General features: G+C 68.7%; 8 protein-coding genes. 6 read left to right on the top strand and 2 right to left on the bottom strand.

The genetic code is table 11. The features are described 5' to 3' along the window. Positions 1 to 24 precede the first annotated feature (24 nt). Positions 25 to 2277 (bottom strand): TonB-dependent receptor, encoded by a 2253-nt coding sequence (locus E5S66_RS09895; RefSeq protein ID WP_171033526.1) that lies wholly within the window; start codon positions 2275 to 2277, stop codon positions 25 to 27. A 154-nt stretch (positions 2278 to 2431) separates the two neighbouring features. Between E5S66_RS09895 and E5S66_RS09890 the strand changes: the two genes are divergently transcribed. From E5S66_RS09890 to E5S66_RS09865, 6 genes are all read left to right on the top strand, one after another. Beyond that, positions 2432 to 3835 carry a GntP family permease gene (locus E5S66_RS09890; protein WP_138349061.1) on the top strand — a complete coding sequence of 468 codons (1404 nt, stop codon included), beginning with the start codon at positions 2432 to 2434 and terminating at the stop codon, positions 3833 to 3835. 139 nt (positions 3836 to 3974) lie between these two features. Next, positions 3975 to 5177 carry a hypothetical protein gene (locus tag E5S66_RS09885; protein WP_138349060.1) on the top strand — a complete coding sequence of 401 codons (1203 nt, stop codon included), beginning with the start codon at positions 3975 to 3977 and terminating at the stop codon, positions 5175 to 5177. Between the two features lie 31 nt (positions 5178 to 5208). Continuing rightward, positions 5209 to 6315, top strand: coding sequence for a DNA polymerase IV (gene dinB, locus E5S66_RS09880; RefSeq protein WP_281278274.1), 1107 nt, complete (start codon positions 5209 to 5211; stop codon positions 6313 to 6315). Positions 6316 to 6402: 87 nt separating this feature from the next. Continuing rightward, positions 6403 to 7614: a PGAP1-like alpha/beta domain-containing protein gene (locus E5S66_RS09875; protein ID WP_138349059.1), complete on the top strand. Its 1212-nt coding sequence runs from the start codon at positions 6403 to 6405 to the stop codon at positions 7612 to 7614. A 33-nt stretch (positions 7615 to 7647) separates the two neighbouring features. Then, on the top strand, positions 7648 to 8925 hold the full coding sequence (locus E5S66_RS09870) for an MFS transporter (RefSeq protein ID WP_212745344.1): 1278 nt from the start codon (positions 7648 to 7650) through the stop codon (positions 8923 to 8925). Between the two features lie 103 nt (positions 8926 to 9028). After that, on the top strand, positions 9029 to 11371 hold the full coding sequence (locus E5S66_RS09865; protein WP_138349057.1) for a Tex family protein: 2343 nt from the start codon (positions 9029 to 9031) through the stop codon (positions 11369 to 11371). A gap of 15 nt (positions 11372 to 11386) precedes the next feature. Here the strand turns inward: E5S66_RS09865 and E5S66_RS09860 are convergent, their stop codons facing one another. Then, positions 11387 to 12628 carry a serine hydrolase domain-containing protein gene (locus tag E5S66_RS09860; RefSeq protein ID WP_212745343.1) on the bottom strand — a complete coding sequence of 414 codons (1242 nt, stop codon included), beginning with the start codon at positions 12626 to 12628 and terminating at the stop codon, positions 11387 to 11389. Positions 12629 to 12638 lie beyond the last annotated feature (10 nt).

Genomic DNA, 12638 nt, shown 5'->3' with positions numbered 1-12638 from the left:
CGTCTCCACCGGGGGGTTACCGGATCAGAAGTCGTACTTCACGGTCAGGCTGTACTGGCGCGGCGGACCATAGAAACCGGTGTGCACGCCGAGCGCGGAATACAGGTTGTAACCGGTGGTGAGGTATTCCTCGTCGGTCAGGTTGCTGCCCTGCAGGGACACCGTCCAGGCATCGTTGTACTTCCAGATCAGGCCGGCACCGATCAGCCCGTAGCCATCCTGGGTGATCGGCTGCACCGTCGCCTTGGTCACCGGGTCATAGACCACCTCGGTGGTCGCCACCACGCGGCCCTGGTAGCTGTAGCCCACCCGCGCGGACAGGCTGCCGGCACTGCCCAGATCCATGCGGTATTCGGCGTTCAGCGCACCCGAGAAGTCCGGCGCATTGGTGAATTCCTGCTGCTTGGCGATGTTGACGTTCTTGAACATGTAGGTGTCGAACTTCGCGTCCAGCCAGGCCACGTTGCCGGTGATCGTGAAGTTGTCGGTGGCCAGCCACTGGTACTCGACTTCCAGCCCGTCGACGGTGCCCTCACCGGCGTTGGTGAAGTCGCCGAAGAACGCCTTGGTGTTCTGCGGCGTGGTGTATTCGGTGAAGATGGAGAGCTGGATGTCCTTGTACTTGTTGTGGAACGCCGACAGGTTCAGGAACAGCCGCTGGTCCAGCAGCCCCATCTTGGTGCCGACCTCGTAGCTGTCCACCTGCTCGTCCTGGAACGGGTCGGCGGAACGCGGCACCGCGGTGGCCTGCGCGCGGATGTTGTAGCCACCGGACTTGAAACCGCGGGACGCCAGGCCGTACACCATGATGTCGGGCGTGACCTGGTAATCCAGCGAGATCTTCGGCGACAGGTTCTTGAAATTGATGGTCTTGTCGAATGCCGCAGCCACCACGCCGCTGGGCTTGGTGAAGGTGCCGTCGGTATAGCCGATGTTCTTGACCACCGCGTGCTTGTCCTCGGAGGTCCAGCGCATGCCCAGGTCCACGCTGAACTTGTCGCTGACGTCGAAGGTCCAGTCGGCGTAGGCCGCCATGCTTTCGGTGTAGATCGTGCCCTGGGTGTCGCCGAAGGCCAAGTTGAAGAAGTTGTTCAGCACCTGGCCGCCGGCTTCGCCGTCGAACTTGTAGAAGCCGAACACGCCGCGCATACGGCCGCCCGCGTCGTAGTTCGCCTGCACCTCATGAGTGACCTGCTCGTCGCTGTAGAACGCCTTGACGTCGGCGATCTTGTCCTGGGTGGTGTCGAAGTCGATGTTGGTCTCGGTATCCGACTCGCGCTTGGCCAGCACGTACTTGAACGTCCAGTTGTCGTTCATGCGGAAGTTCGCGGTGGCCGACGCGCCACTGAGGGTGGTGTCGTTGACGTTCGGCATGCCGTTGCGCACGTCGTAGCGGCTCGCCATCGGCGGCTTCGGCCCGGTGCCGCCGTACAGCGGGATCGAGTTGAACGGGTTGGGGGCCAGCATCTTCGCGCCGCGCACGCCGGAGGTGTCGTCGACACGGTCGAATGCGAACTGCAGGTCGAACTTGTCGGTGACGTACGCGCCCAGGTTGGCCCGGTACGCACGGATCTTCTTGTCGCTGACCTGGGCGCCGGTGATGACGTTTTCGCCGAAACCGTCACGGTGCAGGTCGGCCACGGAAATCCGGCCGCGCAGGTATTCGCTGCCGCCGAAACCACCGCCCACCGCCGCCTTGATGTCGCGCTGGCCGTAGTTGCCCACCGTCACCGAGCCGTAGCCGTTGAAGTCGGAGCGCAGCCCTTTGGAGACGTACTTGATCGCGCCGCCGATGGTGTTCTTGCCGTACAGCGTGCCCTGCGGGCCGCGCAGCACTTCGATGCGCTCGACATCGAACACGTCCAGCAGCGCGCCCTGCGGGCGGGCGATGTAGACATCGTCCATGTAGATGCCGACGCCCGGGTCCACGCCCCACAGCGGATCGGACTGGCCAACACCGCGGATGTAGGCGGTGAGCGTGCTGCTGGAACCGCGTGCAGCGTAGATGGTGAGGTTCGGCACCTGCGCATCGAGGTCGGACAGATCCTCTACGTTGAGCCTGTCCAGCGCATCCGCGGTGAACGCGGTCACCGCCACCGGCACCTCCTGCAGGGTTTCCTCGCGCTTGCGCGCGGTCACCGTGACGCTTTCCAGCGTCGTGGTCTTCTGGCCGCCCTGCTTGGCCGCGGGGGCGTCCTGCGCCAGCGCGGGCGCGCCCACCAGCAGCGAAACGGCCAGCGCGCCGTGGATCGCCATGCTCAATTGCTTGCGTTTCATCACTCCCCCTCCGGGTGCTGCAGGCGGCACGATTACCACCAATGCCGGCAAGGTAATCGGCAACCGTTCGTCGCGGCATTGGACGTTCGGACAATGGGCCGGGCCGGCCGCTGCCACGACACTCGCAGCCCTGAATCCGCCGCCGGGGATGGGCATGTCGTTTCTGATCGTGTTGGCCGCGCTGTGCTTCCTGATGCTGGTGGCCTACCGCGGCTACAGCGTGATCCTGTTCGCGCCGGTGGCGGCGCTGGGCGCGGTGTTGCTGACCGACCCCACGCTGGTGGCGCCGATGTTCACCGGCCTGTTCATGGACAAGATGGTCGGCTTCCTGAAGCTGTATTTCCCGGTGTTCCTGCTGGGCGCGGTGTTCGGCAAGGTGATCGAACTGTCGGGCTTCTCCAAGGCCATCGTGCAGGCCACCATCCGCGTGGTCGGCGCGCAGCGGGCGATGCTGTCGATCGTGCTGGTATGCGCGCTGCTGACCTACGGCGGGGTGTCGCTGTTCGTGGTGGTGTTCGCGGTGTATCCGTTCGCCGCCGAACTGTTCCGCCAGAGCAACATCCCCAAGCGGCTGATCCCCGGCACGATTGCGCTGGGTGCGTTCACCTTCACCATGGACGCGCTGCCGGGCACACCGCAGATCCAGAACATCATCCCCACCACCTTCTTCGGCACCGACACCTGGGCGGCGCCGGTGCTGGGCACGCTGGGCGGCGTCTTCATCCTGATCCTCGGCCTGTCCTACCTCGACTGGCGCCGGCGCGTGGCCGCGCGCAACGGCGAGGGCTATGGCGATGCGGCCACCCTGGTCAACGAGCCTGCCGCGTTCGCCGGCGGCAAGCTGGCCAACCCGATGATCGCGATCCTGCCCCTGCTGGTGGTGGGCGTGGCCAACAAGCTGCTGACGCTGTGGATCCCCGGGCATTACGGTGACAGCGCCAGCTTCGTGCCGGCGGTGATCGGCAATCCGGCGCCGGTGGTGCAGGAAGTGTCCAAGGTGGCGGCGATCTGGGCGGTGGAAGGCGCGCTGCTGGCCGGCATCGCCTGCGTGCTGCTGTTCGCGTGGAAGCCGGTCAAGGCCAGCTTCGCCGAAGGCAGCAAGTCGGCCATTTCCGGCGCGCTGCTGGCCGGCATGAACACCGCATCCGAGTACGGTTTCGGCGCGGTGATCGCCGCCCTGCCCGGCTTCCTGGTGGTCGCCAACGCCCTGGGCTCGATCCCCAACCCGCTGGTCAACGAAGCGGTAACGGTCACCGCGCTGGCCGGCATCACCGGCAGCGCCTCCGGCGGCATGAGCATTGCGCTGGCGGCGATGGCCGACACCTTCATCGCCAATGCGAACGCCGCCGGCATCCCGATGGAGGTGCTGCACCGGGTCGCGGCGATGGCCTCCGGCGGCATGGACACGCTGCCGCACAACGGCGCCGTGATCACCCTGCTGGCGGTGACCGGGCTGACCCACCGGCAAGCCTACAAGGACATCTTCGCCGTCACCTGCATCAAGACGCTGGCGGTGTTCGTGGTGATCGGGCTGTTCTACGGTTTCGGGCTGGTCTGACCGGGCTTGCCAGCACCGCGCGCCGCCCGCACCATCGGCGGCCATGAGCGAACCCATCGAAGATACGCGCCACCTGTCGCGCCGCACCACGCCCACCTGGGAAGTCGAGCTGCTGATCTCCGGCGTGGCGGTGTTCGCCATGCTGCAGCTGCCGGGCTGGCTGGATGACCGGATGTTCGCGCTGGAGCCGCGGCTGGACGAGGATTGGCGGGTCGTGCTGGCGCTGTCCTACTTCTACGCCAAGAGCGCGGCCGTGGTGCTGGCGGCCACCTTCGCCATGCACTTGATGCTGCGCGCGCAGTGGATCGCGCTGGTCGGCGTGCACTCGGTGTATCCGCAGGGCATCCGGCTGGACCGGCTGCGCATGGGACCGATCCAGCGCAGCATCGAAGCCGAGCGCCAAGGCACGACCGAGGCGGCGATCGAGCGCGCCGACAACCGCTCCAGCGTCGCCTTCGCCATCGGCGTCAGCGTGGCGCTGGTTATCGCCTCCGTCTGCGTCATCTTCTGCTGCGTGCTGGTTCTGGCGACGTTATCCACCCAGGCCCTGGGTTTGCAGGCGAAGCCGATCTGGCTGTTCTTCGGCGCCTTCGCGGCCTTCATGGCTCCGTTCCTCGTCGCCGCCAGCCTCGACCAGCATCTGCACAACCGGTTCCCTCCGGATACCCCGGGCCATCGCCTCATCGCAGGCGTGCTGCGTTTTTACACTCGCGTGGGCATGAGCCGAAGCAACAACAGGATCATCGCCATTCTCAGCAGCAACGGTGGCGAGCGCAGGATGATGGCGACAGTGTTGGGCGTGATGCTGGTGTCGATCATCGGCGTTTGCGCGAGCTTCCTGGTGATGCGGAGCGACGGCGTGATCGGCAGCTACTCCGGTTTCCCCGACGCCGATGCGCTGGCCGTCAACCCTGCGCATTACGACGACCAACGCGACCCCGCCCGGGACAACGTGCGCCCCTACCTGCAATCCGCCGTGATCATCGGGCCCTATCTGAAGCTGGTCGTGCCCTATCAGCCCCGTCGCGACGAGGCGGCGATGCGCGACCGATGTGGCAAGGAAACCCGGAAGCTGGCCGGCACCGAACTGGCAATGGCGCAACTGGCATGTCTGCAGGGCCTGCACCCGGCGACGCTGGACGGCAAGCCGCTCACCGACCTGCGCTACGAGATCGCCAGCGACCCGCGCACCGACCGCCCCGCGCTGCTCGCGATGATCGACGTGCGCGAGCTGCCGCGCGGCCGGCACGAGCTGCGCGTGGCCCGTCCGCCGCGCGCCGATCGCAACCCGGACAAGGACAACCCCGATCCGGGCTTCGATGCGATCCGGTTCTGGCGCTGAGGCAACGCCGGCCGCGCACTAGAATCTGCGGGTGAGCGAAACCCCGCAGCGCAAGATCATCCACGTCGACATGGACGCGTTCTACGCGTCGGTGGAGCAGCGCGATGATCCGTCGCTGCGTGGCCTGCCGGTGGTGGTGGCATGGAAGGGCGCGCGCTCCGTGGTCTGCGCCGCCAGCTACGAGGCGCGCCGGTTCGGGGTGCGCTCGGCGATGCCGGCGCTGCGCGCCGAGCGGCTGTGCCCGCAGGCCGTGTTCGTGCCGCCGGACTTCACCCGCTACAAGGCGGTGTCGAAACAGGTGCGAGGCATCTTTGAGCGCTACACGGACCGGATCGAACCGCTGTCGCTGGACGAAGCCTATCTCGACGTCACCGCGCCCAAGCGGGATCTGGGCAGCGCCACCGCCATCGCGACCGAAATCCGCGATGCGATCCGCGAGGAGACGCGGCTCACCGCGTCTGCCGGCATCGCCCCCAACAAGTTCCTGGCCAAGATCGCCAGCGACTGGAACAAACCGGATGGCCAGTTCGTGCTCAAGCCGGCGCTGGTGGAGGCGTTCCTCGCCCCGCTGGCGGTGGGACGCCTGCCGGGCGTCGGCAGGGTGATGGAAGCGAAGCTGGCCGAACTGGGCGTGGCCACCTGTTCGGACCTGCGCGCGCTTGGCGCGGAGGCGCTGGAAGCGCGCTTCGGCCGCTGGGGCCGGCGCCTGCACGAGCTGTCGCAGGGGCTCGACGAGCGCGAAGTGCAGACCGGCCGCCCCACCCTGCAGATCTCCAGCGAAGACACCTTCGCCAGCGACCTGCTGCTGGACGAGCTGGAGCCGCATATCCGGCGGTTGGCCACCAGCACCTGGGCCGGCTACCTGCGCGAACGCGCGCAGCACCCGGACCGCATCGCCCGCACCGTGGTGCTTAAGCTCAAGACCGCCGACTTCCGCACCCTCACCCGCAGCCTGACCGGCACGGAGCCGCCGACCAGCGAGGACGCGCTGGCACGCACCGCCTGCGCGCTGCGCGCGCGCGTCGACCTGCCGACAGGCACGCGCTACCGGCTGGCCGGCGTGGGCCTGTCGGGCTTCGCCGAACCCGACGGCAGCGCGGCCCAGGACGACCTGTTCCGCGGCCCGCAGCCGGGGTAATCCCCACCCAGCGCCCGCACGGCCACGGGTCCGTTCCCGCAGCCGGGTTGGAACTTTCACTCAGCTTGCCCGCGCTAGGGTGGAGGAATGGGCATCACCGCGCACACCGCCGGTTCCACCGGAAACCTCCCGCCGCCGCGGCTGGCGGAAGACCTGCGTGGGATCGCCCAGTTGCTGGTGCAAGCCGTGACTGCCACCACCGACCTCGCCGAAAACGTGCACGCCAACGTACTTGGCCTGCCTGCGCGCCTGCTTGGGGCAGAAGCGACAACGCGCACGCGCGGCATTGCCGGATTTGCCTACGGTGCCGTCCGCGGCGGCGCGTCGCTGCTGGGCGGCGCGGTGGACGGCGTGCTGGCGCCGCTGGCGGACCGCTGGCCGCAGGGCGCGGGGTCGGCGCGCCGCGATGCCTTGCTGGCCGCGCTCAATGGCGTGCTCGGCGACCAGCTCACCACCAACGGAAATCCATTGGCGCTGGCCGCATCGTTGCGCCATGCAGGCCAGACGTTGCCGATCGGCGAACCCCGCTGGGCCAGCGCCCTGTCATCGCCCTCGCCACGCCTGCTGGTGCAGGTCCACGGGCTGTGCATGAACGACCGGCAATGGCGCCGCAATGGCCACGACCACGGCGAGCAGCTGGCCGAAGCGCTTGGCTACACCGCCATCCACCTTCACTACAACAGCGGGCTGCCGATCGCGCGCAATGGGCGCACGTTCTCCGCACTGCTGCAGCAGATGCTGGATGGCTGGCCGGTGCCGGTGGAGCGCTTCGCCATCCTCGGGCACAGCATGGGCGGGCTGGTGACACGCGCCGCGATGCACGAGGCCACGCTGCGCTCCCAGCCCTGGGTACGGCGGTTGGACCAGGTGGTGTTCCTCGGCACCCCCCACCACGGCGCACCGCTGGAGCGCGTCGGCCATTTGCTGGAGCAAGCGCTCGGGCTGTCGGCGTGGACGGCGCCTTTCGTGCGCATCGGCGATCTGCGCAGCGCCGGCATCCGCGACCTGCGCCACGGCAGCATCAGCGACCACCCGCTGCCTCCTCGCCAAACCATCCCGCTGCCGGACGGCGTCCGTGCCTACGCTGTAGCGGGATCCAGCGGATCGACCACGCGGATCGGACGCGCGCTGCGCGGCGACGGGCTGGTGCCTGTCGCCAGTGCCCTCGGCGAGCATCGCGATCCACGCCGACGCCTGGCGATTGCTCCCGCCCGCCAGCGGGTGGTGGAGGGCACGGGACATCTGGACCTGCTCGGCAGCCAGGAGGTCTACAGCCACCTGCGGCGTTGGCTGGCGTAGCCCCGAACGGCGCCCATGCCCTACGCTTGCACGATGACCGCAAGCGACGCCCCGGCCCCCGGCCTGTCCCGCCAACAGCTCAAGACCCTCGCGCTGGCCTCGCTGGGCGGCGCGCTGGAGTTCTACGACTTCGTGGTGTTCGTGTTCTTCGCCACCACCATGGGCGCGCTGTTCTTCCCCGCCGACATGCCGCAGTGGCTGAAGCTGGTGCAGGCGTTCGGCATCTTCGCCGCCGGGTATCTGGCGCGGCCGCTGGGCGGCGTGCTGATGGCGCATTTCGGCGACCTGTCCGGCCGCAAGCGGATGTTCATGCTGAGCATCCTGCTGATGGCGGTGCCCACGCTGCTGATGGGCCTGCTGCCGACCTATGCGCAGATCGGCATGGCGGCGCCGCTGCTGCTGTTGCTGCTGCGGATCCTGCAGGGCGCGGCGATCGGCGGCGAGGCACCGGGTGCGTGGGTGTTCGTCAGCGAACACGTGTCCGCGCGCCACCGCAACCTCGCCTGCGGCTCGTTGTCGCTGGGCCTGCTGGCCGGCATCCTGCTGGGCTCGCTGGTGGCGCGCGCGGTCAACGCCGCGTTCGACGAGGCGCAGCTGCTGGCCTGGGGCTGGCGCATCCCGTTCGTGGCCGGCGGCGTGTTCGGCCTGCTGGCCATGGTGCTGCGCCGGCAGCTGCACGAAACCCCGGTATTCGCCGAGCTGCAGCAGCGCCGGGCGCTGTTGGCGGAAACGCCGCTGAAGGCGGTGGTGCGCGACCATGCCGGCGCGGTGGCGCTGGGCATGCTGCTGACCTGGTTGCTCACCGCCGCGGTGGTGGTCACGATCCTGATGATGCCGACCTTCCTGCAAGGCATGGGCGTGAGCCGCGACGCCGCGCTGGCGGGCAACGCGCTGGCGGTGCTGGCGGCGATGGCGGCCAACCTGCTTGCCGGCGCGCTGGCGGACCGCTACGGCGCCGGTCGCGTGCTGGCGCTGTGGAGCCTGCTGCTGGGCGTCGCGTTCTGGTGGTTCTTCCGCGAGGCGCAGGCCGGCACCTATTCGCAGTGGCACTACGCCGTCGCCGGCAGCGCGGTGGGCCTGACCGCGATGATTCCGGCCATCGCGCTGGGCGGCTTTCCCGCGCCGGTGCGCTTCTCCGGGCTGTCCTTCTCCTACAACCTGGCCTACGCCATCGCTGGCGGTCTGACCCCGGTGCTACTGAGCCTGGCGATGAAGGGCAACCCCGACGCACCGATGCAGTACATCGCCGGCATGGCGGCGCTGGGCGTGGCGCTGGGGGTGTTCGTGGAGTGGCGAGGGCGCGGATCCTGACGAAGCGCCCGCGCACTCCCGCGCAGCCGGCTTTGTCAAGCTGTTGCCGTGCCGATGCGGCAGCGACAATGACGGCTTCGTTCCGCAGCCACAGCAGATCCGCATGACCCAGCTTTCCCCCGCCCTCGCCCGCAAGATCGCCTCCACCATCGCCGTCGAGATCGGCGCGCAGCCCGCGCAGGTGCAGGCGGCGGTGGGGCTGCTGGACGAAGGTGCCACCGTGCCTTTCATCGCGCGCTACCGCAAGGAAGTCACCGGCGGACTGGACGACACCCAGCTGCGCAACCTGGAAACCCGACTGACGTATCTGCGCGAGATGGAAGACCGCCGCGCCGCGATCCTGTCCAGCATCGAAGAACAAGGCAAGCTGACCGACGAATTGCGCGCCGACATCGACGCCGCCGACAGCAAGTCGCGCCTCGAAGACCTCTACCTGCCGTACAAGCAGAAGCGCCGCACCCGCGCGCAGATCGCCCGCGAAGCCGGGCTTGCGCCGCTGGCCGACGGCCTTCTGGCCAACCCGGATCTGGTGCCGGAGGAATTCGCCGCCGGCTTCGTTGATGCCGACAAGGGCGTCGCCGATGCCAAGGCCGCGCTGGAAGGCGCGCGCGCGATCCTGATCGAACGCTGGGGCGAGGACGCCGCGCTGCTGGGCGAGTTGCGCGGCTGGCTGGAACGCGAGGGCCTGATCCGCGCCAAGGTGGTGGAAGGCAAGGAGCTGGCCGGCGAGAAGTTCCGCGACTATTTCGACCACGCGGAATCCCTGGCGAAGATTCCCTCGCACCGGCTGCTGGCGCTGCTGCGCGGCCGCCGCGAGGAATTCCTGCAGCTCGACCTCGACCCCGGCAGCGATGCCGAGGCCGGCCACCAGTACGCCGAGGGCCGCATCGCCCTGCACGCCGGCATCGACGCACGCGGCCGCGCCGCCGACACCTGGCTGCGCAATGCCGTGCGGCTGGCCTGGCGCGCCAAGATCCACATGCATCTGCTGCTGGACCTGTTCAACCAGGCGCGCGAGAAGGCCGAGGGCGAAGCGATCGCGGTGTTCGGCGACAACCTCAAGGACCTGCTGCTGTCCGCGCCCGCGGGCCCGAAGGCAGTGCTGGGCCTCGACCCCGGCCTGCGCACCGGCGTCAAGGTGGCGGTGGTGGATGCCACCGGCAAGCTGGTCGCTACCGACACCATCTATCCGCATGAGCCGCGTCGCCAATGGGACCAATCGCTGGCGACGCTGAAGAAGCTCTGCCTCGCCCACGGTGTGCAGCTGGTCGCCATCGGCAACGGCACCGCCAGCCGCGAGACCGACAAGCTGGCCGGCGACCTGCTCAAGCTGGTGCCCGAACTGAAGGCGCAGAAAATCGTCGTCAGCGAGGCCGGCGCATCGGTGTATTCGGCGTCGGAACTGGCGGCGAAGGAGTTCCCGAACCTCGACGTGTCGCTGCGCGGCGCGGTGTCCATCGCCCGTCGCCTGCAGGACCCGCTGGCCGAGCTGGTGAAGATCGAACCGAAGGCGATCGGGGTCGGCCAGTACCAGCACGACGTCGATCAATATCGCCTCGCCCGCGCGCTGGACGCCCGCGTGGAAGATTGCGTGAACGCGGTCGGCGTGGACGTGAACACCGCCTCCGGCGCGCTGCTGGCGCGGGTGTCCGGGCTGTCGGCCACGGTGGCGGAAAACATCGTGGCGCATCGCGATGCCAACGGCGCGTTCAAGTCGCGCAAGGCGCTGCTGAAGGTGGCGCGACTGGGCGAGAAGACCTTCGAGCAGTGCGCCGGCTTCCTGCGCATCATGGACGGCGAACAGCCGCTGGATGCCTCATCGGTGCATCCGGAAGCCTATCCGGTGGTGGAACGCATCCTGGCCGCCGGCGGCAAGCAGGTGAAGCAGATCATCGGCGATGCGTCCTTCCTGCGTTCGCTCAAGCCGTCGCAGTTCACCGACGAGCGCTTCGGCGAACCCACCGTGCGCGACATCCTGAAAGAGCTGGAAAAGCCGGGCCGCGACCCGCGCCCGGAGTTCAAGGCCGCCACCTTCGCCGACGGCGTGGAGGACATTCGCGACCTCAAGCCCGGCATGGTGCTGGAAGGCGTGGTCAGCAACGTTGCCGCGTTCGGCGCGTTCGTGGACATCGGCGTGCACCAGGACGGACTGGTGCACATCTCCGCGCTGTCCGACCGCTACGTGAAAGACCCGCGCGAAGTGGTGAAGGCCGGCGACATCGTCAAGGTCAAGGTGCTGGAAGTGGACGTGGCGCGCAAGCGCATCGCGCTGACCCGGCGCATGGACGATCCGGTCGGGGAAGCACGCAGCGATGTGCGCGGCAGCGACCGCGGCCAGCGTCGCGATGAGCGTGCAAACCGACCGGCCGCGCGCCCGGCCGTACAACAGCAGGCGCCGTTCAACAGCGCCATGGCCGATGCGCTGAAGGGCCTCAAGCGCAGCTGACCGCACCGCGCGGGGTCAGAGGTCGAACGCCAGCAGGTCAAGGCCGGTCGCCGCGCGCACCACGCGGCGATACAGCACGTTGCCGTTGGCGGCATTGGTCATCGCCACCAGCGCGCGGCGTCGGCGGGCATCGCCCAGCGCGAAGGTCTTGAAGACACCGCCATTGCTGCCCGAGTGGTAGAACACCGGCCCGCGCGCGGTGGCTTCGAGGTTCCAGCCCAGCCCCTTGTCGGTCCAGCGGCCGGGCAAGTCGATCTGCCGCCGCAACATCGCCTCGCGGGTGGCCGGCTTCAGCTCCCACTGCTGCGCATCCGCGCGCACCATCAGCGCCATGAACCGCGCATAGTCCTGCACGGTGCAGCGCAGGCTTGCGGCCGCATTGGCCAGGATGTCGCTGGGCCAATTCACCAGCCCCGGCCGCGCCACCGCCTGCGCCTCCGGCATCGCAAGCTCCGCGTCTGCGTAGCGCCACGCGGACAGCGGTTTGCCGATGCGATCCGCCAGCGGCAGAACCGTACTCCAGGCATCACGCAACATCTGCGGCGGCACCACGATTGCGCCATCGTCCGATTGCCGATGGCCGTACACCGACCGCGCTGCGAGGCTGGCATCCCAGCCGTAGCTGCTGTCGCGCATGCCGGCCGGCTCGAACAGCAGGCGATGCATGGTCTGGTCCAGGCTTTCGCCGGTGAGCTGCTCCACCGCCAGCTGCAGCCAGACGAAGGCCTCGCCGGAATAGTCGATGCGCGTGCCCGGCGCGACCGCGGGTTCGAGCGGTTCGTTGGCCGGGTCCTTGCGCCAGTCCGGCAGGCCGGTGGAATGGCGCAGCACGTCGCGCACGGTGATCTGCGCCAACCAAGGCGATTTGCCCAGATACGCCGGCGTGGCGTAACCCAACAGTGGCGCGTCCAGCGCCAACACGCCGCGGTCCACCAGCTGCAGCACCGCGTAGGCGAACATCGGCTTGCTCAGCGAAGCCGCCTCCCACACCGTGTCATCGCCCACCGGCGTGCCGCGTCCGGCATGCGCCAGGCCGAAGCCGCGCGACCATGCCAGCCCGCCATCCTCGACCACCGCGATGGCGATGCCCGGCACGCCCAGCGCCTGCATCTGCCGCGGCAGCTCGCGCAGGAAATCGTCGGCAGGGATCCAGTCCGCATCCGCGCCGATGGTGGGCGCGGCGCGCAGGCCCAATGGCCCCAGCACCGACAGCGCCAGGCCGGAACCCAGCAGGCTGCGGCGCGAGATCGCGGGCATGGTCGGGTTC

Origin of the sequence: Thermomonas fusca, assembly GCF_005862345.1 — a bacterium.
Lineage (GTDB): Bacteria > Pseudomonadota > Gammaproteobacteria > Xanthomonadales > Xanthomonadaceae > Thermomonas > Thermomonas fusca.
Note: the sequence above shows the minus strand (reverse complement) of the source record. Positions and strands in the feature narration are given on the sequence as shown.

Excerpts from the sequence above, each read along its gene's own strand:
- E5S66_RS09895 (WP_171033526.1), bottom strand. The coding sequence starts at position 2,277 with ATGAAACGCAAGCAATTGAGCATGGCGATCCACGGCGCGCTGGCCGTT.
- E5S66_RS09890 (WP_138349061.1), top strand. The coding sequence starts at position 2,432 with ATGTCGTTTCTGATCGTGTTGGCCGCGCTGTGCTTCCTGATGCTGGTG.
- E5S66_RS09885 (WP_138349060.1), top strand. The coding sequence starts at position 3,975 with ATGCTGCAGCTGCCGGGCTGGCTGGATGACCGGATGTTCGCGCTGGAG.
- E5S66_RS09875 (WP_138349059.1), top strand. The coding sequence starts at position 6,403 with ATGGGCATCACCGCGCACACCGCCGGTTCCACCGGAAACCTCCCGCCG.
- E5S66_RS09870 (WP_212745344.1), top strand. The coding sequence starts at position 7,648 with ATGACCGCAAGCGACGCCCCGGCCCCCGGCCTGTCCCGCCAACAGCTC.
- E5S66_RS09865 (WP_138349057.1), top strand. The coding sequence starts at position 9,029 with ATGACCCAGCTTTCCCCCGCCCTCGCCCGCAAGATCGCCTCCACCATC.
- E5S66_RS09860 (WP_212745343.1), bottom strand. The coding sequence starts at position 12,628 with ATGCCCGCGATCTCGCGCCGCAGCCTGCTGGGTTCCGGCCTGGCGCTG.